Source organism: [Empedobacter] haloabium (assembly GCA_008011715.2).
GTDB classification, from domain to species: domain Bacteria; phylum Pseudomonadota; class Gammaproteobacteria; order Burkholderiales; family Burkholderiaceae_D; genus Rugamonas; species Rugamonas haloabia.
Window position 1 is genome coordinate 522,263 of record CP136508.1, and the last position, 25,091, is coordinate 547,353.

General features: G+C 66.2%; 19 protein-coding genes and 1 pseudogene. 14 read left to right on the forward strand and 6 right to left on the reverse strand.

Features of this window, described 5'->3' with window-relative positions; translation table 11 throughout:
- Positions 1-5: 5 nt before the first annotated feature.
- Positions 6-1,130 carry a M14-type cytosolic carboxypeptidase gene (locus E7V67_002320; GenBank protein WUR13963.1) on the reverse strand — a complete coding sequence of 375 codons (1,125 nt, stop codon included), beginning with the start codon at positions 1,128-1,130 and terminating at the stop codon, positions 6-8.
- Between the two features lie 189 nt (positions 1,131-1,319).
- Between E7V67_002320 and dctP the strand changes: the two genes are divergently transcribed.
- A complete protein-coding gene (dctP, locus tag E7V67_002325; protein ID WUR13964.1) occupies positions 1,320-2,405 on the forward strand; it encodes a TRAP transporter substrate-binding protein DctP in 1,086 nt (361 codons plus the stop codon).
- Between the two features lie 62 nt (positions 2,406-2,467).
- Here the strand turns inward: dctP and E7V67_002330 are convergent, their stop codons facing one another.
- The gene (locus E7V67_002330) at positions 2,468-3,388 is read right to left on the reverse strand and encodes a PaaX family transcriptional regulator C-terminal domain-containing protein (GenBank protein WUR13965.1); all 921 of its coding nucleotides are present in this window, start codon (positions 3,386-3,388) and stop codon (positions 2,468-2,470) included.
- A gap of 118 nt (positions 3,389-3,506) precedes the next feature.
- Between E7V67_002330 and paaA the strand changes: the two genes are divergently transcribed.
- From paaA to paaZ, 12 genes and pseudogenes are all read left to right on the forward strand, one after another.
- Positions 3,507-4,490 (forward strand): 1,2-phenylacetyl-CoA epoxidase subunit PaaA, encoded by a 984-nt coding sequence (paaA, locus tag E7V67_002335; protein ID WUR13966.1) that lies wholly within the window; start codon positions 3,507-3,509, stop codon positions 4,488-4,490.
- Positions 4,491-4,501: 11 nt separating this feature from the next.
- Positions 4,502-4,786: a 1,2-phenylacetyl-CoA epoxidase subunit PaaB gene (gene paaB, locus E7V67_002340; GenBank protein ID WUR13967.1), complete on the forward strand. Its 285-nt coding sequence runs from the start codon at positions 4,502-4,504 to the stop codon at positions 4,784-4,786.
- Between the two features lie 4 nt (positions 4,787-4,790).
- Positions 4,791-5,540 (forward strand): 1,2-phenylacetyl-CoA epoxidase subunit PaaC, encoded by a 750-nt coding sequence (gene paaC, locus E7V67_002345; protein ID WUR13968.1) that lies wholly within the window; start codon positions 4,791-4,793, stop codon positions 5,538-5,540.
- A gap of 1 nt (position 5,541) precedes the next feature.
- Complete coding sequence (gene paaD / locus E7V67_002350; protein WUR13969.1) at positions 5,542-6,078, forward strand: 1,2-phenylacetyl-CoA epoxidase subunit PaaD; 537 nt, start codon at positions 5,542-5,544, stop codon at positions 6,076-6,078.
- A gap of 4 nt (positions 6,079-6,082) precedes the next feature.
- Positions 6,083-7,162: a 1,2-phenylacetyl-CoA epoxidase subunit PaaE gene (paaE, locus tag E7V67_002355; GenBank protein WUR13970.1), complete on the forward strand. Its 1,080-nt coding sequence runs from the start codon at positions 6,083-6,085 to the stop codon at positions 7,160-7,162.
- A 101-nt stretch (positions 7,163-7,263) separates the two neighbouring features.
- The gene (gene paaG, locus E7V67_002360; protein WUR13971.1) at positions 7,264-8,055 is read left to right on the forward strand and encodes a 2-(1,2-epoxy-1,2-dihydrophenyl)acetyl-CoA isomerase PaaG; all 792 of its coding nucleotides are present in this window, start codon (positions 7,264-7,266) and stop codon (positions 8,053-8,055) included.
- Positions 8,055-9,607, forward strand: a pseudogene (gene paaH / locus E7V67_002365) (3-hydroxyacyl-CoA dehydrogenase PaaH). The gene paaG and the pseudogene paaH overlap by 1 nt, the downstream one beginning before the upstream one ends.
- Positions 9,600-10,049: a hydroxyphenylacetyl-CoA thioesterase PaaI gene (gene paaI, locus E7V67_002370; GenBank protein WUR13972.1), complete on the forward strand. Its 450-nt coding sequence runs from the start codon at positions 9,600-9,602 to the stop codon at positions 10,047-10,049. Before paaH ends, paaI begins: the two are co-directional and overlap by 8 nt.
- A gap of 24 nt (positions 10,050-10,073) precedes the next feature.
- Positions 10,074-11,396 (forward strand): phenylacetate--CoA ligase PaaK, encoded by a 1,323-nt coding sequence (gene paaK, locus E7V67_002375; protein ID WUR13973.1) that lies wholly within the window; start codon positions 10,074-10,076, stop codon positions 11,394-11,396.
- 9 nt (positions 11,397-11,405) lie between these two features.
- Positions 11,406-12,611 (forward strand): 3-oxoadipyl-CoA thiolase, encoded by a 1,206-nt coding sequence (gene pcaF, locus E7V67_002380; protein ID WUR13974.1) that lies wholly within the window; start codon positions 11,406-11,408, stop codon positions 12,609-12,611.
- A gap of 4 nt (positions 12,612-12,615) precedes the next feature.
- Positions 12,616-13,221: a phenylacetic acid degradation protein PaaY gene (locus E7V67_002385; GenBank protein WUR13975.1), complete on the forward strand. Its 606-nt coding sequence runs from the start codon at positions 12,616-12,618 to the stop codon at positions 13,219-13,221.
- Positions 13,222-13,237: 16 nt separating this feature from the next.
- Entirely contained in the window at positions 13,238-15,283 is a 2,046-nt protein-coding gene (paaZ, locus tag E7V67_002390; GenBank protein ID WUR13976.1) for a phenylacetic acid degradation bifunctional protein PaaZ, read from the forward strand.
- Between the two features lie 115 nt (positions 15,284-15,398).
- Here the strand turns inward: paaZ and E7V67_002395 are convergent, their stop codons facing one another.
- The 4 genes from E7V67_002395 to E7V67_002410 all read right to left on the reverse strand — a co-directional run bounded on the left by E7V67_002395 (position 15,399) and on the right by E7V67_002410 (position 23,573).
- Positions 15,399-16,625, reverse strand: a complete 1,227-nt coding sequence (locus E7V67_002395) for a Xaa-Pro peptidase family protein (GenBank protein WUR13977.1) — start codon at positions 16,623-16,625, stop codon at positions 15,399-15,401.
- 19 nt (positions 16,626-16,644) lie between these two features.
- On the reverse strand, positions 16,645-18,126 hold the full coding sequence (locus E7V67_002400) for a hypothetical protein (GenBank protein ID WUR13978.1): 1,482 nt from the start codon (positions 18,124-18,126) through the stop codon (positions 16,645-16,647).
- Between the two features lie 106 nt (positions 18,127-18,232).
- Positions 18,233-20,659, reverse strand: a complete 2,427-nt coding sequence (locus E7V67_002405) for a M4 family metallopeptidase (GenBank protein WUR13979.1) — start codon at positions 20,657-20,659, stop codon at positions 18,233-18,235.
- Positions 20,660-21,035: 376 nt separating this feature from the next.
- The gene (locus tag E7V67_002410) at positions 21,036-23,573 is read right to left on the reverse strand and encodes a M4 family metallopeptidase (protein WUR13980.1); all 2,538 of its coding nucleotides are present in this window, start codon (positions 23,571-23,573) and stop codon (positions 21,036-21,038) included.
- Between the two features lie 741 nt (positions 23,574-24,314).
- Here E7V67_002410 and E7V67_002415 point away from each other — a divergent pair.
- Positions 24,315-24,971: a hypothetical protein gene (locus tag E7V67_002415; GenBank protein WUR13981.1), complete on the forward strand. Its 657-nt coding sequence runs from the start codon at positions 24,315-24,317 to the stop codon at positions 24,969-24,971.
- The last annotated feature ends 120 nt before the right edge of the window (positions 24,972-25,091 follow it).

Sequence of the window (25,091 nt, forward strand, 5' to 3'; positions counted from 1 at the left end):
GGGTTTCAGCGGCGCAGCGCCCGCAGCACCGGCTGCAGCACCGCCGCACCCAGCTTCATCGAACGGGCGCCATTCCAGCCGTTGACCGGATCGGGGTCGTTGGCGTTGTCCTTGAACGGCATCTCCAAGGTCAGCGCCAGGCAGCCGAAGGCGTGCGTCGCGTGCGGGGAGCCCATCGTCAGCACTTCCGGCGTGAACGGCGCGTCCGGGTAGCCGAATTCGCTCTGGAAGTCCGGGCTGGCGATCTTGAAGTCTTCGATGAAGCGTTCCTGCTCGGCCTTCTGCTCGGGCGTGAAGTTCTCCAGCGAGTCGCTGCCGGCCACGAACACATAGGGCAGGCCTTCGTCGCCATGGATGTCCAGGAACAGGTCGCAGCCCGTTTCCAGCATCTTCTGCTTGACCAGGAAGACTTCCGGCGAGCGCTCCATCGTCGGCGTATGCCATTCGCGATTGAGGTTGGCGCCGGCCGCGTTGGTGCGCAGGTTGCCGCGCACGGAGCCGTCCGGGTTCATGTTCGGCACCACGTAGAACACGGCCTCCTTCAGGCACTGGCTGGCGAACGGGTCGGCCGGGTCCAGCAGCGCTTCCAGCATGCCTTCCACGAACCACTCCGCCATCGTCTCGCCCGGGTGCTGGCGCGCGATGACCCAGACCTTCTTCGGCGCATCCTCGTCGCCCACGATCAGCATGTTCAGGTCACGGCCTTCCACGGTGCTGCCCAGGTCGACCAGCTGCGCCAGCGGCGACAGCTGCGCGCTGTCCAGCAGCGACAGGTGACGCTCCCACGAATACGGCTCGAAGTACGCGTAGTAGACGCTGTCGTATTCGGGCGTGTGCTCGATCGTCATCACTTCGCCGTCGAAGCTGGTCGGCACGCGGAACCAGGTATCGCGGTCGTAGCTGGCGACGGCCTGGTAGCCCTGCCAGCCGTCGGCGTAGGCGGCCTTGCCGGCGTTGAGGAAGCGGATCGTCAATTCCGTGGCCTGCGCGCCCTGCACGCGGAAGTAGAACCACTGGATGATGTCGGCGTGGGAGTCCTTGCGGATATTGACGTCGATGTCGCCCGCGCTGGTAACGCTGACGACGTCGATGGCGCCAGCATCGAACTGGCTGCTGATCTTGATAGACATTGTGTGTCCTGGTGATGTTGGGAGGCGCCGTGGCGCGAAGGCGACATGATACCGGCTTTGCCCGGCCGTCGCACAGGGGCCTGTGGCCTTTTCGATAATCCCGCTACAATGGGCCGCGCCGGCACCTCATCCGCAGGGTGCCGAACGGCGCCGCGACCCGGCGCCTCACCAGAACCAGCAGGAGACTTCATGCAACGTCGTTCCTTTCTGAAGAACACCGCCGTCGCCGCGGGCGCCGGCACTCTCGCCGCACCCGCGCTGGCGCAGGTCCAGCCCACCATCAACTGGCGCTTGGCGTCCAGCTTTCCCAAGACGCTCGACACGATCGCCGGCTCGGCCGAGAATTTCGTCAAGCGCGTCGCCCAGCTCACGGGCGGCAAATTCCTGATCCGCCAATTCGCCGCCGGCGAGATCGTGCCGGGCCTGCAGGTGATGGACGCCGTGCAGGCCGGCACCGTCGAAATCGGCCACACGCCCGCCTACTACTACTTCGGCAAGGACCCCACTTTCGCCTTCGACTGCGCGGTGCCGTTCGGCCTGACGTCGCGCCAGCAGACGGCCTGGTTCGACCAGGGCGGCGGCCGCGAGCTGTTGCGCGAGTTCTACAAGGACTACGGCATCGTCAACTTCATGGGCGGGAACACCGGCACGCAGATGGGCGGCTGGTACCGCAAGGAGATCAAGTCGGTCGCCGACCTGAAGGGCCTGAAGATGCGCGTGGCCGGCTTCGCCGGCCGCGTGATGGAACGCATGGGCGTGGTGCCGCAGCAGATCCCGGCCGGCGACGTCTACGCCGCGCTGGAAAAGGGCACGATCGACGCGGCCGAGTGGGTGGGCCCATACGACGACGAGAAACTGGGCCTGGCCCGCGTGGCACCGTTCTACTACTCGCCGGGCTGGTGGGAGGCGGGGCCGCAGCTGTCGTTCTACGTCAACCAGAAGGAATGGGACAAGCTGCCGAAGCAGTACCAGGCCGCACTGGAAGCGGCCAGCTATGAATGCCACGTCGTCATGCAGGCCGAATACGACACCAAGAACCCGGCCGCGCTGGCGCGCCTGATGAAGAACGGCGCCAAGCTGCGCAACTTCAGCAAGGACGTGATGGACGCCGCCTACAAGCAATCGACGGCGGTGATGGAGGAAGAGGCGGCGAAAAACGCCAGGTTCCGCAAGATCTACGAGCCCTGGAAGAAGTTCCGCCATGACCAGAACCAGTGGGCCTCGGTGGCGGAAGCGACGATGCAGAACTACCTGATCAGCGCGGGCCGCAAGTAAACAAGCTAACAGCCCAGCCCGTGTCCCACCACGGGGTCAGTCACCAAAGTGGGACACGAACTCTAGCGTAGCCCGCCGAAGCGGTCATAAAACGTCGGCTCCAGCGCTGGCGTGGCCGGGTCCTCGCGCCGCAGCGCGTCGAAAATGTGTTGTTCGGCCGCCTCGTGCGTGGCCAGGTACAGCTGGCGCGCCAGCTCGAACGCGGCGGCGCCCGGCCACGGTTCCGGCAGCAGCTCGACCGGCAGTTGCGGGTCGTGCAGCTGCACGCGCCGGTAGGCGTGGATGACGAGCGTGCGCACGATGAACGCCTGCTCCGGCGACAATTCTTCCTTCAGCAACTCTCCCAACGGTGCGAAGCGCTCGATGAAGCGTTCGTAGCCGCCGATCACGTCCGACAAATCCCAGCCCTCGGCCACCAGCTCGGCCAGCGGCTTGCCCTGCACGCCCGGCAGCTGCGCGGCCTGCACCACGTACACCTTGCCGCGCATGCCGAGGCGGCCCAGCAGGTCGTCCAGCGCGGCGGGGTCGGCGGCCGGGTGGCCGGCGATGCCCTGCGCGACGACGGCATACCCTTCCCACAGCAGCTCCTTGCGCAAGGTGGCGCGCTCGGTCGCCGTCAGCCCGGCGGTGCCCAGCACGAAGGTCCAGCTGCCGTGCCAGTGCACGTTCGGTGCCGCGTACACGCGCCGGAACGCGCGCGTGAAGCGCTGCATCGCCTCGGGCGTGATCGCGTAATTGCTGCGCCGGCCGTCGCGCTGGGCGCCCAGCCAGCCCTCCTGCGCCAGCCGGAAGATCGACGTGCGCAGCAGCCGGTCGTTGATGCCGAACGGCGCCGCCAGCTCGATCAGGCTACCCAGCCACGCCATGCCGCCGTGCGGCACGACGGCGTCGCCGAAGATCGTCATCAGGAGGGACTTGGAGCGGGGCGGATCGAGGGTGAGGGACTGGTCGATCCAGCCGGCTACGGAAGAAGGAGTACGCATGTCGGCTATTGTAAGCCGGCCCAACAGGATACGGAAATTCGATATGACACAAAAAATGCGTAGTCAAATCGGATTATGTATCGTATGATGTTTTGAACCACGAAGTACCGGAGGAGACATGTACGCACAAATGGTGGAAACCGGACTGAAAAACGTCCGCACGCTGGACGACATGAGCGAGGAGGAGCGCCTGTTCCAGGAGCGCATCGACGCCGGCGTCAAGATCGAGGCCAAGGACTGGATGCCGGAGGCGTACCGCAAGACGCTGATCCGCCAGATTTCCCAGCATGCGCACTCGGAAATCGTCGGTCAGTTGCCGGAAGGGAACTGGGTGACGCGCGCGCCGACGCTGAAACGCAAGTCGATCCTGCTGGCCAAGATCCAGGACGAAGCCGGCCACGGCCTGTACCTGTACAGCGCCGCCGAAACGCTGGGCGTCTCGCGCGACGAGCTGCTGGCCGCGCTGCACTCGGGGAAAGCCAAATACTCCAGCATCTTCAACTACCCGACCCTGTCGTGGGCCGACATGGGCGCCATCGGCTGGCTGGTGGACGGCTCCGCCATCATCAACCAGATCCCGCTGTGCCGCTGCTCGTACGGCCCGTACTCGCGCGCCATGATCCGCGTTTGCAAGGAGGAGTCGTTCCACGCGCGCCAGGGCTACGACATCATGATGTCGCTCGCCAAGGGCACGCCGGAGCAGAAGGCGATGGCGCAGGATGCGCTGAACCGCTGGTGGTGGCCGTCGCTGATGATGTTCGGCCCCTCCGACGCCGATTCCGTCAACAGCGCGCAGTCCACCAAATGGCGCATCAAGCTGTTCTCGAACGACGAGCTGCGCCAGCGCATGGTCGACCAGACCGTGCCCCAGGCCGAATACCTGGGCCTGACGATCCCCGACCCGGACCTGAAATGGAACGCCGAGACGGGCCATTACGATTTCGGCGAGATCGACTGGGCCGAGTTCCATAACGTATTGAAGGGCAACGGCCCGTGCAACCGCGAGCGCCTGCGCACGCGTGTGAAAGCCTGGGAAGACGGCGAATGGTTCCGCGAAGCGCTGATCGCCCACGCCGATAAAAAAACCAAGGCCGCGGCCTGAGGAGACAAGAGATGAGCAAGGAATGGCCACTGTGGGAAGTGTTCATCCGCAGCCAGCACGGCCTGGCGCACAAGCATGTGGGCAGCCTGCATGCGCCGGATGCGGAGATGGCGGTGAATAACGCGCGCGATGTCTACACGCGCCGCAACGAAGGCGTGTCGATCTGGGTCGTGCGCGCCGCCGACATCGTCGCCAGCAGCCCCGCCGACAAGGGCGCACTGTTCGAACCCGCGAACAGCAAGGTGTATCGCCACCCCACCTTCTTCCCGATGCCGGAAGAAGTCAAGAACCTGTAAAGCCATGGACAAGGTCAACTATCTGCTGCGCCTGGGCGACAACGCCCTGGTGCTGAGCCAGCGCCTGTCCGAACTGTGCGGCAAGGGCCCGGCGCTGGAAGAGGACATGGCGCTGACCAACGTCGCCCTCGACCTGCTGGGCCAGGCCCGCATGTGGCTGACGTACGCCGGCGAACTGGAAGGCCAGGGCCGCGACGAGGATGCGCTGGCCTACCGGCGCGACGCGCATGACTTCAAGAACGTGCTGCTGGTCGAACAGCCGAACGGCAATTACGCCCACACGCTGATGCGCCAGTTCTTCTTCGACACCTGGCATTACTTCCTGATCGGCGCGCTGACGCAGTCCAGCGACAAACGCATCGCCGAGATCGCGGAAAAATCGCTGAAGGAAGTCACGTACCACCTGCGCCGCAGCGGCGACCTGGTGGTGCGCCTGGGCGACGGCACGGAAACCAGCCACCGCTACACGCAGACCGCGGCCGACGAGCTGTGGATGTACACGGGCGAAGTGTTCAACTACGACAGCGTGGACGAAGCGATGGTCGCCGCGGGCATCGCGCCGCCGGCCGCGCAGCTGCGCCAGCAGTGGCTGGACCATGTCAGCGACATCTTCGGCGAAGCCACGCTGACGTTGCCCTCGCCGGACGCCTGGATGCAGAAGGGCGGCAAGCAGGGCCGCCACAGCGAACACCTGGGCTACCTGCTGGCCGAGATGCAGTTCCTGCAGCGCGCCTATCCGGGCGCCGAGTGGTGACATGCAAGCGGCCACGCAGCTGACGACAGCCCAGGTCTGGGCCTGGCTGGCGGACGTGCCCGACCCGGAGATCCCCGTGATCTCGGTTGTCGACCTGGGCATCGTGCGCGACGTGAACGTCGACGGCGCCGCCGTCAGCGTGACGATCACGCCCACGTATTCCGGCTGCCCGGCCATGCAGGTCATCGAGAGCGCCGTGCGCGACGCGCTGCGCGACCATGGCGTGCCTCAGGTGGAGGTCGTCACACAGCTGTCGCCCGCGTGGACGACGGACTGGATGAGCGAGCAGGCCAAGGTCAAGCTGAAGGACTATGGCATCGCGCCGCCGGCCCAGCAGGTTATCGACATCTCCGGCCTGCGCGGCGGCGGCCTGGCCGCCGCGGTATCGCGCCGTGCCAGCGTTTTGCCGACGGTCGCCTGCCCGCACTGCGGCTCCACCCATACGGAACTCACCAGCCAGTTCGGCTCCACGCCCTGCAAGGCGCTCTATAAGTGCCTGGACTGCCGCGAGCCATTCGATTACTTCAAGTGCCATTGACACCATGAGCAAATTCCATCCGCTGCCCGTCTCGCAAGTGCACAACGAAACGCGCGACTGCATCGCCGTCACGTTCGCGGTGCCGCCCGAGCTGCAGGACAGCTTCCGCTTCCAGCAGGGCCAGCACCTGACCCTGCGCGCGCTGGTGAACGACGAGGACCTGCGCCGCTCCTACTCGATCTGCTCGGCCGTGCAGGACGGCAGCCTGCGCGTGGCCATCAAGCGCACGCCGGGCGGCGCGTTTTCCACCTGGGCAAACGAGAACCTCAAAGCCGGCCACGTGATCGAGGTGATGCCGCCGATGGGCCACTTCAACGTGCCGCTGGACGCCACCCAGGCGAAGAACTACCTGGCCTTCGCGGCCGGCAGCGGCATCACGCCGATCCTGTCGATCATCAAGACCACCTTGCTGACGGAGCCGCAGAGCCGCTTTACGCTGTTCTACGGCAACCGCGCCTCGTCGTCCGTGATCTTCAAGAATGAGCTGATGGAGCTGAAGGACACCTACCTGGAGCGCCTCAACATCGTCTACGTGATGAGCCGCGAACAGCAGGACATCGAGCTGTTCAACGGCCGCATCACGAAGGAAAAGACGCAGCAGTTCCTGCAGCACTGGATCGACATCGCCGACTACGACACCGCCTTCATCTGCGGGCCGGAGGACATGATGCTGGGCGTTTCCGAAGCGCTGCAGGAAGCCGGCATGCCGAAGTCCAGCATCAAGGTCGAGCTGTTTGCCGCCTCGATCCCGAAGCACCAGCACAAACCGCGCGCGCTGGACGCGAGCACGGCGCAGCACCTGACCGAAGTCACCGTGATCCAGGACGGCAACGCCGCCACGTTCACGATGGAAAAGGACAAGGAATCGATCCTGGACGCCGGCCTGCGCGCCGGCCTGGAGATGCGCTACTCGTGCAAGGGGGGAGTATGCTCGACGTGCCGCTGCAAGGTCGTCGAGGGCAAGGTGGACATGGACGTCAACTACGCGCTGGAAGACTACGAGATCGCGCGCGGCTTCGTGCTGAGCTGCCAGAGCTTCCCGGCGACGGACAAGGTCATCGTCGATTTCGACCAAGCTGAATAAAAGAGCCGCTGCAAGCAAATCTGACCCAGAACCACAAACTGGGGTCAGACCCGGCGGGTCTGACCCCAGGGTTACGCCTCTGGGTCTCGGAGGAGACAACAATGAACTACGAAAACATCCTGTTCACCATCCAGAACGGCATCGCCCAGCTGACGCTGAACCGCCCGGATAAGCTGAACAGCTTCACACAAGCCATGCACCTGGAAGTGCGCGACGCCTTCGAGCGCCTGCGCGCGGACAAGTCCGTGCGCGTATTGATCCTGACCGGCGCCGGCCGCGGCTTCTGCGCCGGCCAGGACCTGTCCGACCGCGCGGTCGAACCAGGCGCCAAGGGCGTCGACCTGGGCGACTCCGTCGAAAAATTCTATGCGCCGCTGGTACTGGCCATCAAGGAGCTGCCGCTGCCGGTGATCTGCGCCGTCAACGGCGTGGCGGCGGGCGCCGGCGCCAACCTGGCGCTAGCCTGCGACATCGTGCTGGCCGCCAAATCGGCCACCTTCATCGAGGCCTTCTGCAAGCTGGGCCTGATCCCGGACACCGGCGGCACCTGGCACCTGCCGCGCCTGATCGGCCACGCCCGCGCGATGGGCCTCGCCATGCTGGGCGAGAAGCTGACGGCCGATCGCGCCGAGCAGTGGGGCCTGATCTGGAAGGCGCTGCCGGACGAGACGCTGATGCAGGAAGCGCTGGCGCTGGCCGAGCACTTCGCCTGCGCGCCCACCAAGGGCCTGGCGTTCACCAAGCGCGCCATCCACCAGAGCTATGCCAACACGCTGCCCGAGCAGCTCAAGCTGGAGGGCGAGATGATGCGCGAGCTGGGCTACAGCCACGACTACCGCGAAGGCGTGGACGCCTTCATCGCCAAACGCACACCGCACTTCAAGGGGGAATGATGGCAGCGCTCCAACCAGCCAGTGTCATCGCCGTCATCGGCAGCGGCGCGATGGGTTCCGGCATCGCCCAGGTGGCGGCGGCCGCGGGCCACACCGTCAAGCTGTACGACACGCGCGCCGAAGCCGTCACGGTCGCCCTGGCCGGCATCGGCACCATCTACAGCAAGCTGGCGGACAAGGGCAAGATGACGCACGCGGAAGCGGAAGCGGCCCGCGCGCGCCTGCATGCCGTCACCAGCCTGGCCGACGTGGCCGATGCGGCCCTAGTGATCGAAGCCATCGTCGAGGACCTGGACGTCAAGCGCGGCCTGTTCGCCGAGCTGGAAGGCATCGTCGGCCACGACGCGATCCTGGCGACCAACACGTCGTCGATTTCCATCACGGCCATCGGCGCCAAGCTGCGCCGGCCCGAACGCCTGGTCGGCATGCACTTCTTCAATCCGGTGCCGCTGATGGCGCTGGTCGAAGTGATCAGTGGCCTGGCCACCGATGCGCAGGTGGCCAACACCGTGTACGACACGGCCGCCAGCTGGGGCAAGAACCCCGTGCACGCGAAATCCACGCCCGGCTTCATCGTCAACCGCGTGGCGCGGCCGTTCTATGCCGAAGGCTGGCGCCTGCTGCAGGAACAGGCGGCGGATGCGGCCACGATCGACGCGGTGCTGCGCGAGGCGGGGGCTTCCGCATGGGGCCTTTCGAGCTGATGGACCTGATCGGCCATGACGTCAACTACTCGGTGACCCGCTCCGTATTCGACGCCTACTACGGCGACCCGCGCTTCACGCCTTCCGTGCTGCAGCAGGAGATGGTCAATGCCGGCTTCCTGGGCCGCAAAGCGGGGCGCGGCTGCTACCGCTACGGCGAGGGCGCGCAGGCGCCCGTGGTGCAGGCGGAAGCGCCGCTGCCACGCCCCGACTACGTGGGCCACAGCCTGGAAGCGGGCGCGGACGGCCGCCAGACGGCGGCGATGCTGGAGCGCTTCCGCGCGCACGGCATCGATGTCCACAATCGCAGCTCGGCCGAAGGCCACCAGCACGGCGAGGCGCCGGCCTTCCACTGCAATGGCGCCGCCATCTACCTGACCGACGGCCGTACGGCCACCGCGCGGGCGCGCGCCAACCGGCATGACGATACCGTGGTGTTCGACCTGGTGGGCGATCCCGTCAACGCCACCCGCATCGCCATCGCCGCCGCCGACCAGTGCAGCCCGGCCGCCTGCAATGCCGCCGTCGCGCTGTTCCAGGCCGCCGGCTTTACCGTCACGCGGCTGGACGACGTGCCGGGCCTGGCCGTCATGCGCACCGTCGCGATGCTGGCCAACGAGGCCGCCGATGCGGTGCACCAGGGCGTGTGCAGCGCGGCGGCTGCCGATATCGCCATGCAAAAGGGTGTCAATTACCCGCGCGGCCCGCTGGCGTGGGCCGATGCGGTCGGCCTCAAGCATATCGTCAAGGTGCTTGAAAACCTGGCCGCCACCTATGGCGAGGACCGCTACCGTGTGTCGCCGCTGCTGCGCCGCCGCCATGCCGCCGGGACGAACATCCATGCGTGACGCTGCCATGACCGATGCCGACGCGCTGGCCAAGGCGGCCGGCGCCGCGATGTATGCGCGCGATCCCGCCAGCCAGGGCCTGGGCATGACGCTCGACGAAATCCGCCCCGGCTACGCGCGCATGTCGATGCGCATCCGGCCAGACATGCTGAACGGCCACGGCTCCTGCCATGGCGGCTTCATCTTCGCGCTGGCGGACAGCGCCTTCGCGTTCGCCTGCAACAGCCACAACCTGAACACGGTGGGCGCGGGTTGCAGCATCGATTATCTGGCGCCGGGACGCCAGGACGACCTGCTCACCGCGCATGCGACCGAGCGCACGCTGGCCGGCAAGACCGGCATCTACGATGTCGACGTCGTCAACCAGGACGGCCGCCTGATCGCCACCTTCCGGGGCAAGTCGCACCGGGTCGGGGGCGAGGTCGTCCCGAGCCAGGCTTGAAGTAACCGAACGAGGGAGACACCCATGGTGCAACGCGTACCCGCGCAAGCGGACCTGGAACCGATCGAGCGCGCCAGCCGCGACGAACTGCAGGCATTGCAGCTGCAGCGCCTGCAGCAATCGCTGCGCCACGCCTACGAGAATGTGGCGCACTACCGCGCCGCCTTCGATGCGAAAGGCGTCCACCCGGACGACCTGAAAACGCTGGCCGACCTGGCCAAATTCCCGTTCACGGACAAGGCCACGCTGCGCGACAATTACCCGTTCGGCCTGTTCGCCGTGCCACGCGAACGGGTCGTGCGCATCCACGCGTCGAGCGGTACCACAGGCAAGGCAACTGTCGTCGGCTACACGCAGAACGACATCGACATGTGGGCGAACATGGTGGCGCGCTCGATCCGCGCCGCCGGTGGTCGCGCCGGCGACATGGTGCACATCTCGTACGGCTATGGCCTGTTCACGGGCGGCCTGGGCGCGCACTACGGGGCCGAGCGGCTGGGCTGCACGGTCGTGCCGATGTCCGGCGGCCAGACCGAAAAGCAGGTGCAGCTCATTCAAGACTTCAAGCCCTCGATCATCATGGTCACGCCGTCGTACATGCTGAACATCATCGAGGAGTTCCGCCGCCAGGGCCTGGACCCGGCGCAGTCCTCGCTGCAGGTCGGCATCTTCGGCGCCGAGCCGTGGACGGACGCGATGCGCGCCGAGATCGAGCAGCGCGCCGGCATCGACGCGGTGGACATCTACGGCCTGTCCGAAGTGATCGGCCCGGGCGTGGCCAGCGAGTGCATCGAGAGCAAGGACGGTCCCGTCATCTGGGAGGACCACTTCTATCCCGAGATCATCGACCCGGAGACGGGCGAGGTGCTGCCGGACGGCAGCGAGGGCGAGCTGGTGTTCACGTCGCTGACAAAAGAAGCCATGCCGGTGATCCGCTACCGCACGAAGGACCTGACCCGGCTGCTGCCGCCCACGTCGCGCGCCATGCGCCGCATGGGCAAGATCACGGGCCGCTCGGACGACATGCTGATCATCCGTGGCGTCAACGTGTTCCCCACCCAGATCGAGGAACTGATCCTGAAGATGCCGCAACTGGCGCCGCAGTACCAGCTGATCGTCACGCGCGATGGCCACCTGGACAAGCTGGACGTGGTCGGCGAGCTGCGCCCCGAGGTCACCGGCGCCCTGACCGACAACGCCATCGACAGCCTGGCGCGCGAACTGGAACACCATATCAAGACGTACGTGGGCGTCACCACCAGTGTGCGCCTGCTGGCCGCCGACAGCATCGAGCGCACGCTGACCGGCAAGGCCAGGCGCGTCATCGACAAACGACCCCGCAACTGAGGACAACAAATGAACGAAGCCTATATCTGTGACGCCATCCGTACCCCGTTCGGCCGCTTCGGCGGCGCGCTCGCCACCGTGCGCACCGACGACCTGGCCGCGCTGCCGATCGCCGCACTGATCGAGCGCAATCCCGGCGTGGACTGGTCGCAGGTCGACGACGTGATCTACGGCTGCGCCAACCAGGCCGGCGAGGATAACCGCAACGTGGGCCGCATGGCCGCGCTGCTGGCCGGGCTGCCGCCTTCGGTGCCAGGGAACACCGTCAACCGCCTGTGCGGCTCCAGCCTGGACGCCGTCGGCACCGCCGCCCGGGCCATCAAGGCGGGCGAGGCACACCTCGTCATCGCCGGCGGCGTGGAAAGCATGACGCGCGCGCCGTTCGTGATGGCGAAGGCCGACACGGCGTTTTCCCGCACGGCGAAGATCGAAGACACGACGATCGGCTGGCGCTTCGTCAACCCGCGCATGAAGGAGCAGTACGGCATCGACACGATGCCGGAGACGGCGGAGAACGTGGCCGAGCAGTTCAACGTCAGCCGCGCCGACCAGGACGCGTTCGCGCTGCGCAGCCAGCAGCGCTGCGCCGCCGCACGCGAGGCCGGCGTGTTCGCGCAGGAGATCGTGCCCGTCACGGTGCCTCAGAAGAAGGGCGATCCGAAGGTGGTGGACGCCGACGAGGGACCGCGGGCCGACATGTCGCTGGAACAGCTGGCCAAGCTGAAGCCTGTTGTGCGCGCCGGCGGCACCGTCACGGCCGGTAACGCCTCCGGCATCAACGACGGCGCCTGCGCCGTGCTGCTGGCCTCGAGCAAGGCGGTCGAGCAATACGGCCTGAAACCGCGCGCGAAAGTGCTGGGCATGGCCACGGCCGGTGTCGAGCCGCGCATCATGGGCTTCGCGCCGGCGCCGGCGTCGAAGAAGCTGCTGGCGCAGCTGGGCCTCTCCATCGAGCAGATGGACGTGATCGAATTGAACGAGGCGTTCGCCGCCCAGGGCCTGGCCGTCACGCGCGACCTGGGCCTGCCGGACGACGCGCCGCAGGTCAATCCGAACGGCGGCGCCATCGCCATCGGCCACCCGCTGGGTGCTTCCGGCGCCCGCCTCATCACGGCGGCGGTCAATCAGCTGGAGCGCACCGGCGGCCGCTATGCGCTGTGCACGATGTGCATCGGCGTGGGCCAGGGCATCGCCATCGTCATCGAGCGGGTCTGAGCCGATGGTCAAGGTCTACGAGATCAACGGCATCCGCCCGGTCGTCCACCCCAGCGCCTACGTCCACCCGACGGCGGTGCTGATCGGCGACGTCATCGTCGGCCCGCGCTGCTATATCGGGCCGCTGGCGTCGCTGCGCGGCGATTTCGGCCGCCTGATCCTGGAAGAAGGCGTCAACGTGCAGGACACCTGCGTGATGCACGGCTTCGCCGGCTCGGACACGGTGGTCGAGGTGGACGGCCACATCGGCCACGGCGCCGTGCTGCACGGCTGCCGCATCGGCCGCAATGCGCTGGTGGGCATGAATGCCGTCGTGATGGACAACGCGGTGGTGGGCGCCGAGAGCATCGTCGCCGCCATGTGCTTCGTCAAGGCCGGCATGGACATCCCGCCGCGCAGCATGGTCATCGGCACCCCGGCACGCATCGTTCGGCAGGTCACCGATGCGGAACTGGAATGGAAGAATATCGGCACCGGCCAGTACCACGAGCTGGCGGTGCGCTCGCGCGAGACGATGCGCGAGGTCGAGGCGCACACCGAGGTGGCGCCGGACCGCCCGCGCATGCAGTGGGACAGCTCGCTGCCGCTGCACGTCCATAAAACTAGATAACCCTGGAGACAAGACCATGGCAACCACCCTGCAAAGCTTCATCGCCGGCCGCTGGCACGGCAAGGAAGCGCACCAGCCGCTGCACGGCGCGCTGAACAACCAGCTGATCTATCACACGCATGCGGAAGTCGTCGACTTCGCCGAGGCCGTGGACTACGGCCGCAAGACCGGCATCCCGGCGCTGATGCAGCTCGACTTCCAGCAGCGCGCCGCCGTGCTGAAGGCGCTGGCGCTGTACCTGATGGAGCGCAAGGAAGAGCTGTACCGCATCTCGCACCTGACCGGCGCCACCCGCGCCGACAGCTGGGTGGACGTGGAAGGCGGCATCGGCACCCTGTTCGCGTACGCCAGCATGGGCAGCCGCGAGCTGCCCTCGTCGAACGTGCTGCACGAAGGCCCGGCACTGGCGCTGGGCAAGCGCGGCGGCTTCTCCGGCACCCACATCCTGGTGCCGAAGGGCGGCATCGCGGTGCACATCAATGCATTCAACTTTCCGATCTGGGGCCTGCTGGAAAAATTCGCGCCCAGCTTCCTGGCCGCGATGCCGTGCATCGGCAAGCCGGCCACGGCGACCAGCTACCTGACCGAGGCGCTGGTGCGCATGGTGCACGAATCGAACCTGCTGCCCGCGGGCGCGCTGCAGCTCGTCATCGGCAGCACGGGCGACCTGCTGGACCGCCTGACCGGCTTCGATGCCGTCACCTTCACCGGCTCGGCCGACACGGCGGCCAAGCTGCGCGCCAACCGCAACCTGATCGCCAACTCGGTGCCGTTCACGGCGGAGGCGGACTCGCTGAACTGCGCCATCCTGGCGCCGGACGTGACGCCGGACGATCCGGAATTCGACCTGTTCGTCAAGGAAGTGGCGCGCGAGATGACGGGCAAGGCCGGCCAGAAGTGCACGGCGATTCGCCGCATCATCGTGCCGCGCCAGCAGGCCGACAACGTGGCCGAGCGCCTGCGCGACCGGCTGGCCAAGATCACCGTGGGCGATCCATCCATCGACGGCGTGCGCATGGGCGCGCTGGCCTCGAAGGACCAGCAGCGCGACGTCGCGGCCCAGGTCGAGCGCCTGCTGGCCGGCAATGAGCTGCTGTACGGCCGCCCGGAAGAGCTGAAACTGGTGGGCGACGGCGTGCACGAGGGCGCGTTCTTCTCGCCCACGCTGGTCATGTGCCGCAACGCAATGGAGAACGACGCGGTGCACGACGTCGAAGCCTTCGGTCCCGTCAGCACCCTGATGACGTACGACGGCATCGACGAGGCGCTGGCGCTGGCCGCGCGCGGCAAGGGCAGCTTGGTCTCGACCCTGGTGACGAAGGACCCCGCCACGGCCGCGTACGCAGTGCCGATGGCGGCCGCCCATCATGGCCGCGTGCTGGTATTGGAACGCGAGGCGTCGGTGGATTCGACGGGCCACGGCTCGCCGCTGCCGCAGCTCAAGCACGGCGGTCCGGGCCGCGCCGGCGGCGGCGAGGAGCTGGGCGGCATCCGCGCCGTCAAGCACTTCCTGCAGCGCGCCGCGGTGCAGGGCTCGCCGACGATGCTCTCGGCCATCACGGGCGAATACGTGCGGGGTGGCGCGGTGCGCGAGAGCGAGGTGCACCCGTTCCGCAAGCATTTCGAGGATCTGCAGGTGGGCGACTCCTTGCTGACGCACCGCCGCACCGTCAGCGAGGCGGACATCGTCAACTTCGGTGGTGTCTCGGGCGACTATTTCTACATGCACTTCGACGAGATCGCGGCCAAGGACACGCAGTTCGGCAAGCGCATCGCGCACGGCTACTTCGTGCTGTCCGCCGCGGCCGGCCTGTTCGTCTCGCCGGCCCCGGGTCCGGTGCTGGCCAACTACGGCCTGGACAACCTGCGCTTCATCACGCCGGTGGCGATCGGCGACACGATCCGCGCCCGCCTGACGTGCAAGCGCAAGGTCGATCGCAACCGCAAGGACGACAAGGGCGTCGGCCAGGGTGTCGTGGCATGGGACGTGCAGGTGACGAACCAGAACGACGAGCTGGTGGCGAGTTATGACATCCTGACGCTGGTGTCCAAAAGAGCATGAGGTTGGGGTCTGTCCCCGCAGGGGACTGACCCCGAAGTTTGCCTGATATTCACTGAACTTCGGGGTCAGTCCCTGTGCAGGGACAGACCCCAGCGGCGCCAGCGCCGTCGATGAATCAACCGCGCAAGCCGAATGGATCGTCGATCGACCGTGCCGGCTGCGTGAACCACGCCGGGCCCTGTTCCGTCATGTAGAAGTGGTCCTCGTGGCGGATGCCGAATTCGCCCGGCACGCAGATCATCGGCTCGTTCGAGAAGCACATGCCTACGTCCAGCGGCGTCTTGTCGCCGCCCACGAGGTACGGCCATTCATGGATGTCCAGGCCGATGCCGTGGCCGGTGCGGTGCGGCAGGCCGGGCAGCTTGTAGCCGGGACCGAAGCCGTTGGCTTCCAGCGAGCGGCGCGCGGCGGCGTCCACTTCTTCGCACGGTACGTCCAGGCGGGCCGCTTCGAACGCGGCCTGCTGCGCCGCCTTTTCCGCGTTCCAGACGAAGCGCTGGCGTTCGCTCGGCGTGCCGTACACGTAGGTGCGCGTGATGTCGGAAATGTAGTTGTGCAGCTTGCAGCCGGTGTCGATCAGCACCGTGTCGCCTTCCTTCAAGGTCTGCACATAGCTGACGCCGTGCGGGAAGGCGGTAGCGGGGCCGAACAGCACGATGCAGAAGTAGGAGCCGGAGGCGCCCACCTTGCGATGCGCGCGGGCGATGAATTCTTCCACTTCCGCCGTCGTGATGCCTTCGCGCAGGATGCTGGCGGTGGCCACGTGCACGGCCAAGGTCATGTCCATGGCGCGCTGCATCAGCGCGATCTCGGCCCGCGACTTGCGCGTGCGGCAGTGCGCCGTCACGGCACGGGCGTTCTCCAGCGCATAGCCGGCGGCCAGCGGGCGAATGCCGTCGTAGATGAAGAAGGCGGCGCTTTCGCAGATGCCCACGCGCGGCGGGCGTTGCTCGTCCTGCGCAATGCCCATCCGCGCCAGCACGTCGACGAACAGGCGGTATGGACTTTCGTGCTCTTCCCAGCAGTTGACAGGACCGTCGACCAGCATGAAGTCCTTCAGCGTGTCGTGCTCGAACGCGGGCGCGATGTATTCCACCGGGCCACTGGCCGGCAGGATGGCGCCCACCATGCGCTCGCTGGCGTACCAGCGCGTGCCGGTGAAATACAGCAGGTTGGCGCCGGCGTTCAGGTAGACGGCGGCGATGCCTTCGCGCTGCATGTACGCCTGCGCCTTGGCGATGCGCGCCAGGTGCTCGTCGCGGCCGATGGGCACGGCGCCCGCCGTCATGTCTTCCAGTGTCGCCAGTGCTTCCTCGATGTTTTTGCCGCCGATGCCGTTCATGTGTGCTCCGTGCTTGTCGTTATTGGAAAAATGCGTTCAGTTCTTGCGCGCTGCCGTTGCCGCGCCCGAGCGTCAGCCGAGCGTTGCCGACAAAGACGATGTCGATCTCATAGTAGGGACCGCCCCGGTCGGCGAGTTCGTCGCTGACGCCGTCCTCGATGGCCACCACCTCGTCGCGCCGCCACAGGTGCAGCCAGCCTTCGTGCGTCAGGCCGCAGCGGCCGGTCTCGTCGCGCCACAGCGTCAGCTGCGGGCGGTGCAAGCCGTCGGGAGCCGGCAGCAGGCACTCGGGCGGCCTGCCGTAGTGCGACGACACCGTGGCGTTCGGGATCACGCTCGAATGCGTCGGCGCGAAGTCGGTCTGCCAACGCGCTTCCTGCAACAGCCTGTGGCGGTACCACCAGGGGTCGATGGTCAACCAGCCGGTGCCGGACGAGCGGCTGTAGTACAGCGTCAGCGCCAGGCGGGCGCCCTGCAGATCGAGCAGGGGAGAGCCCTGTTCGCGGTAAGTGACGCGCCAGCCCGGCCGCAGCGTCTTGCGCCAGCGTGCGACCTCGTTGCGCCACAGCGCCGGGTTGCCCTTGCCGTTGATGGTCGAGAAATCGAAGTGGAAGCGGCGGGGCGGGAAAGCGTCGAGACCGCGTTCGTGGTCCGGCTTGAGCGCCTGGACGAGCAGCCCGCCCGCGTCGATCCGCTCGCCCGGGGCGGCGTTCCACAGCGCGGCAAGGGCCTGCTCTTCGTCCACGTCTACCAGCGCGATATCGCCGCGTGCGGACAGCACGGTCAGTTCGCTGTCGCTGTCGCGCGCAAAGAAGGCCTCGAGCGCGGCCTGGTCGATATGACCACGTTTGACGAGCTGCCGGTAGAACGGGTGTGACAGGTCATCCGGCAACCTGGCGGTGACATGGCCGCCACCCTCGAGCGTCGCTTCGTTGACCGGCGTGGCCATGGTGTTGGCCGCGGTGCGGGTGAAGTGGATCAGGCGCAGGCCTGCCCACGGAAAGGCCTTGCTTTCGCCGTGCTCAAGCACTTCGATCAGGTCGTCGGTTACGCGCCGGATCGGATTGCCGCGCTCGTCGGGCGGCGAGCGGAATGCCGCAATGTCGCGCGCCTTGCCGACCAGATGCCAGCGTGGCGCGATCTTGACCGGCGCCGCGCTGATGGCCTTCCAGGCCGAGGCTTCGAAGGTGCGCGCCACGAGGTTCACCATGACCTCGCGCCGATGCCAGCCGGTGCGGGGAAAGTCGCGGTCCTCATGCAGCGCAGGTACCCACTTCAGCTCCCACATGAAAATTCGACCGCCGTCGGCGTTCATCACCGGTTCGGTAAAGCGCGCATGCCGCCCCCAGTCACAGCCGTCGATGCGCAGGCAGACCAGGCGAAAGCGCACGGGCGAATCGGTGAAACGGTGTTCGAAAGCGTCGTACGTGGAGAACGGGACGGGTGCGCCAGTGCGTGGCGGAGAGCGGAAGCGTTTGAAAAAGCTGAACAAATCTGGCATGCCTGTCCGGTGAAATGACGGCGGGCTCCCGCTGGGGAGCCCGCCGTGACGGAACAGTCATGATAGCAGGCGGCGCCAGGAATGACACCGCCTGCCAGGCTGTCAGTTACTGGGTCAGCAGGCTGACCTTGTCGACCACGAAGGAGGTCTGTAACGACGCATCCTCGTTCATCGCGAACGACAGGGTGACGGTCTGGCCCTTGAACTGCGTCAGGTCGGCGGTACGAACCTGATAGCCCGTTGCGGCATTCAAGTTGGTGTACGTTCCTACCGTAGCCAGCACGCTGCCGCTGCTGTTCTTCACGGTAACGACCAGCTTGTCGTACGCAACCGCTTCCGTTTCAGCCGTATCGATGTGCAGCGCGAACGTCAGCTTCGCCGACGTGACGGTCGAAGGGATCGCGACCGCTTGCGTCAGCGTCTCGGTCGCCGTCCTGCCATTGCCGCCCAGGTAGGCGTAGCGGGTGCCTTCGTACGCGGTCTGGCCCGTGAAGCTGCCGATCACGCCGGTGGTGCCGGCCCAGCCGGTGGTGCCCGATTCGAAGCCGCCGTTGGTCACCCGCTCGGTCGTGCCGCCGCCGCTGCCGCTGACGGTCAGGGTCGCGGTGCCGGACGTGACGGTCACTGGCGTGGACGACGAATCGGTCACGGTGGCCTTCACCTGGGCGCCGTTGTCGGTCGACTGGGCGGTGAAGGAGTAGGTGGCCGAGGTGGCGCCGGCAACCAGCGTGCCGTTCTTGTACCACTTGTAGCTGTACGGCGAGGTGCCGCCGCTGGCGCCCACGGTGAAGCTGGCGGTGGCGCCTGGTGCCACGGTGATCGAAGCCGGTTGCGTGGTGATCGAGACGCCCGTGCCGGTGCCCGATTCAGGCACGTCGGTGCCGACGTTGATCGCCGCGTAAGCACGCTTGACGGCGGTCGCTTCCTTGCTGCCCACGCCGTACAGTTCTTCGGCTGCCTGCAGCACCTTGTTGCGTGCGTCGGCGTAGTTGGTCGACGAGGTGAACTTGGTGGTGTTGGCCTTGAACCAGATGCGGAAGGCCTTGTCCGTGCCGATACCCGTCATGTTGCGTGGGGTCTGGGTCAGGTACTGGCTGTAGTAGTCGCTGCCCGAGGTGGCGCTGGAGCCGTTGGCCAGGAAGTAGAACATGCGGTTGTTCGGGCCGCTGCTGAGGTGGACGTCCAGGTTCTTGATCGTGCTGCTCCAGGCGTCCGGGCTGCGGCTGTCCTTGCTCGGCTTGTACATATAGCGCAGCGGTCTGCCGGTCTTGCTGATTTCGGCGCCCATCACCCAGTCGTTGCCCGTCGATGGAATGGTCGTGCCGGTGCCGCCTGCGCGGGCATAGGCTTCCGTCGCTTCGCCCTGGATGTCCGAGTTCGATTCGTTCAGGCCGCCCGATTCGCCCGAGTAGACCAGGTTCGAGGTGGCATCGGTCACGCCGTGGCCCATTTCGTGGCCGATCACGTCGATCGAGCCCAGGTTGTTGAACGAGCTGCCGCCGTCGCCGATGAACATGCACTTGCAGCTCGGGTCGAAGAAGGCGTTGTCGTAGTTGTTGTCGACGTGGACGGCGATGTAGGTCGCGGTGTTGTTGCCGTCCAGGCTGCGCCAGCCGACCACGTTCTTCATCGTGTCGTAGGTGTTCATCAGGCCCCACAGCGCGTTAACGGCCGCGGTTTGGCCGTTGGCGTTGGTGGTGCTGCCGCCGGGGATGTACTGCTGGCCGTCGCCCCAGGTGTTGGTGCTGTTGGTATAGATCTGGCCCGCGTTCGGCGAGTTGGCCGAGCTGTGATTGGCGTTGGTGATGGCCATGCCGCCGTATCTGCCGCCGGTGCCGCGGCTGGTGTCCAGCATCTGGTAGGTGCTGCCCGACAGCGTGGTGTTGATCGGCACCTGGCCGTTGTACTGGCTGTTGCCCGTGCCGATCACGGTCTGCAGCGCGTCCCATTCGGCGATCAGGGCGCCGGTCTTGGCGTTGACGATGCTGTCGCGGTAGACCAGCTTGCTGCCGCTGGCCATGCGGGTCTTGACCAGGTAGGCCAGTTCGTAGTGGTCGACGACTTCTTCCAGGTCCAGCGCGTTCAGCGCGAACTCCGGCTTGTTGGCGGCGGCCGCCACGCGCACGGTCTTCATGACCGGGTAGATCAGCAGTTCCGCTTCCGGCTTCCAGCGGTGCACGCCGACCGGCGCGACGCGCTTGACGACGCTGTTGATGACGTCTTCGGCCGAGACGGATGCCGTCACGTCGGGCATGCCCATGCCGGCCGCCACGGCGGCGCGCGAGCTGGACAGGCCCTGGCGGCGGTTGGAGGCGGATTCGCTGACGACTTCGCCGTTGTCATCGGTGACGATCACGGAATCGGAGCCGAAGATGCGCAAGCCCTTGAAGGTGTGCTGGGCACGCGCGATGCGGGTGCCGGCTTCGCCCGGGTGCTGCACGGTGATCTTGTAGCCATGTTCGTCGTCCAGGCCGGCGGCGGCGCGCCGTGCGGCCAGGCGGTTCTCCAGATTGGCCTTGGCGGTGGCATTCATGGGCTCAGCAGGCGCGGCCATCAGGCTCTCAGGCAGCACGCCACGGGTTTGGGCGGTTGCGTGCAGAGCGGGGAGTGCGGCGATAGCCGCGGCGATGATACTCAAGCGAAGGTTCATCTTGTCTCCAGAATCGGTAGGGGGGGAGGGCAGGTCCGCAGGAATGTGCGGTGATGGCACAGTATTCTTTTCGATCCCGCGATGTCAAAAAACTTACGAAATTAGTCGGGTTGCCGGGTTTTGTTAAATTTCAGCTCCCGCCGTGGCCCCCGATGAAATAACGGCGGGCTCCCGCGAAGGAGCCCGCCGTGACGGTACAGTGATGACAACGGGGCGGATGCAGGTCGGGCCGCAAGCGTCCGACCGGCCAGGCCGCCGATTACTGGGTCAGGACGCTGACCTTGTCGACCACGAAGGAGGTCTGTGCCGACGCGTCTTCCGTCATCGCGAACGACAGGCGCACGGTCTGGCCCTTGTACGGCAGCAGGCTGAAGCTGCGCACCTGGTAGCCCGAGGCGGCGTTGGCGTTGGAGTAGGTCGCCAGCGTGCCCAGGGTCGTGCCGGACGTGTTCTTCACCGTGACGACCAGCTTGTCGTACACCGTGGTGCCCGTTTCGGCCGTGTCGATGTGCAGCGCGAACGTCAGGTTGGCCGAGGTGGCGGTCGATGGGATCGCGATGTCCTGGGTCAGGGTCTCGGTCGCCGTCGTGCCGTTGCCGCCCAGGTAGGCGTACTTGCTGCCTTCGTATGCGGTCTGGCCCGTGAAGGTGCCGATCGCGCCGGTGGTGCCGGCCCAGCCGGTGGTGCCCGATTCGAAGCCGCCGTTGGCCACGCGCTCGGTCGTGCCGCCGCCGCTGCCGACGGTCAGCGTCGCGTTACCGGACGTGACGGTCACTGGCGTGGACGAGGAATCCGTCACGGTTGCCTTGATCGTGGCGCCGTTGTCGGTGGTTTGCGCGGTGAACGAGTAGGTGGCCGCGGTGGCGCCGGAGACCAGCGTGCCGTTCTTGTACCACTTGTAGCTGTAAGGCGAGGTGCCGCCGCTGGCGCCCACGGTGAAGCTGGCGGTGGCGCCGGCTGCCACGGTGATCGAGGCTGGCTGCGTCGTGATCGACACACCCGTGCCGGTGCCCGATTCAGGCACGTCGGTACCGACGTTGATCGCCGCGTAAGCACGCTTGACGGCGGTCGCTTCCTTGCTGCCCACGCCGTACAGTTCTTCGGCCGCCTGCAGCACCTTGTTGCGTGCGTCGGCGTAGTTGGTCGACGACGTGAACTTGGTGGTGTTGGCCTTGAACCAGATGCGGAAGGCCTTGTCCGTGCCGATACCCGTCATGTTCTTCGGGTTCTGGGTCAGGTACTGGCTGTAGTAGTCGCTGGTCGTGGTGGCGCTGGAGCCGTTGGCCAGGAAGTAGAACATGCGGTTGTTCGGGCCACTGCTGTAGTGCACGTCGATGTTCTTCAGGCTGGTGCTCCAGGCGTTCGGGCTCGAGCCGTCCTTGCTTGGCTTGTACATGTAGCGCAGCGGGGTGCCGGTCTTGCTGATTTCGGCGCCCATCACCCAGTCGTTGCCCGTCGATGGAATGGTCGTGCCGGTGCCGCCTGCGCGGGCATAGGCTTCCGTCGCTTCGCCCTGGATGTCCGAGTTCGATTCGTTCAGGCCGCCCGATTCGCCCGAGTAGACCAGGTTCGACGTGGCGTCGGTCACGCCGTGGCCCATTTCGTGGCCGATCACGTCGATCGAGCCCAGGTTCTTGAAGCTGCTGCCGTCGCCGATGTACATGCACTTGCAGCTCGGGTCGAAGAAGGCGTTGTCGTAGTTGTTGTCGACGTGGACGGCGATGTAGGTCGCGGTGTTGTTGCCGTCCAGGCTGCGCCAGCCGACCACGTTCTTCATCGTGTCGTAGGTGTTCATCAGGCCCCACAGCGCGTTCACGGCCGCGGTCTGGCCGTTGGCGTTGGTGGTGCTGCCGCCGGGGATGTACTGCTGGCCATCGCCCCAGGTGTTGGTGCTGTTGGTATAGATCTGGCCCGGGTTCGGCGCGTTGGCCGAGCTGTGGTTGGCATTGGTGATGGCCATGCCGCCGTATTTGCCGCCGGTGCCGCGGCTGGTGTCCAGCATCTGGTAGGTGCTGCCCGACAGCGTGGTGTTGATCGGCACCTGGCCGTTGTACTGGCTGTTGCCCGTGCCGATCACGGTCTGCAGCGCGTCCCATTCGGCGATCAGGGCGCCGGTCTTGGCGTTGACGATGCTGTCGCGGTAGACCAGCTTGCTGCCGCTGGCCATGCGGGTCTTGACCAGGTAGGCCAGTTCGTAGTGGTCGACGACTTCTTCCAGGTCCAGCGCGTTCAGCGCGAACTCCGGCTTGTTGGCGGCGGCCGCCACGCGCACGGTCTTCATGACCGGGTAGATCAGCAGTTCCGCTTCCGGCTTCCAGCGGTGCACGCCGACCGGCGCGACGCGCTTGACAACGCTGTTGATGACGTCTTCCTGCGAGACCGATGCGGTCACGTCGGGCATGCCCATGCCGGCCGCGACGGCGGCGCGCGAGCTGGACAGGCCCTGGCGGCGGCTGGAGGCGGATTCGCTGACGACTTCGCCGTTGTCATCGGTGACGATCACGGAGTCCGAGCCGAAGATGCGCAGGCCCTTGAAGGTGTGCTGGGCACGCGCGATGCGGGTGCCGGCTTCGCCCGGGTGCTGCGCGGTGATCTTGTAGCCGTGTTCGTCGTCCAGGCCGGCGGCGGCGCGCCGTGCGGCCAGGCGGTTCTCCAGATTGGCTTTGGCGGTGGCGTTCATGGGCTCAGCCGGTGCGGCCATCAGGCTCTCAGGCAGCACGCCACGGGTCTGGGCGGTTGCGTGCAGAGCGGGGAGTGCGGCGATAGCCGCGGCGATGATGCTCAAGCGAAGGTTCATCTGTTCTCCAAAAATCGGTAGTGGGTAGGGCAGGTCCGCAGGAATTTACGGTGAGCCGCACAGTATTCGTTCCGCTCACGTGATGTCAAAAAACTTCAGAAATTAGTCGCGTGACCGAATTTTGTTAAGAATGAGACAGGGTTGGCCGCAGCCGAGTTGGTTTTGCTGCCGCGAATCTTTAATTTATTGCACGCAACAGATAACAATATTGTCTACTTTCAACACGATTGCAAGTTGCTATGCGCGTTTCGGCACGCATGCAACAGTAGTGTGCGCTATGGTTGCCATAAATGAATTCGTCGCCGTACACTACAGTGGCACCGAACGGCCACGTATGCCCGACGGGCTTACAAATACAGCGCAGCTGGGTAAGGGGGCGGAAGCGAAACAGTCAGGCGAGAGCGTTCTGTGCCGCGTTTTGCAGCACATCGCCGCCGCGATCGATACCGGTCGCGGGCCACGCCGGCAGGTTTCGATTTCTTCAACGCGCTGAGGCACACTTCAGGGACGCAAATCATGACTAAGGTATCAGGCCTTCTCGCTCGTATTCCATTCGCCCTCCACAAGCCGGGCGCCATCGCGCCACCCACATAGGCAGCATCCCTTCCGCGTCACAGCCGGGCGAATGTCGTCCGGAGTTTGTGCGTGTACTTGCAGTACCGGACGCCAGTTCTCCGCTGCCCGCGGCGGAGCGGCGCATTACCAGTCCATTTGAAAGGATGCCCTGTGCGGGCATGAGCCATGCAGTCCATCGCTACCAAAGTAGAACGCATCGTCATGGACTCGCCCTTCCTCAGTGAGGGATTGCGGCGAGGTCTGATCAACCTGTCGGAACTGGCGCGGCAGTTGCAGCCGCAGCTGGAGAGCGACTTATGGAAACCCGTCGGCCAGGCGGCCGTCGTGATGGCGCTGCGGCGCGTCTCGGAACGCCTGCCGGCCCAGACGTCCAGCGACATCGTGCTGGCGCAGAAGACCGGCCAGCTGACGGCCCGTACCGACCTGGTGGAGCTGACCTACCGCCAGTCCGGCAACACGGACGAATGCCACCGCCGCCTGCTGGAGCAGGCCGGCCGGCGCAGCGACCTGTTTTTGACCGTGACGCGCGGCGTCAACGAGATCATGGTGATCTGCAGCCGCCTGCTGATACCGCTGGTCGAGGAGGTGTTTGCCGGTGAGCGCCTGGCGGCGCGGCTGGAAAACCTGAATGCCGTGACCTTGCAGCTGACCGCCGAGTCGCATCGCACGCCCGGCATCTACCACGCCATCCTGAAGAAGCTGGCGTGGGACAAGGTCAATCTGATCAACCTGATCTCCACCCACACCGAGCTGACACTGATATTGGACAAGGACCAGACCGGGGCCGCGTTCGCGGTGCTGTCCAAGCTCGTGACCCACTGATCGCAAGGGTCTGTCCCCGCAGGGGACCGACCCTGAAGTTGGTTGGACATTCCCAAACTTCGGGTTACGGTGCCGGCTGGTAAGCCGTCACCGCTACGCAGGCGAGGAGCGGTGCTCCTC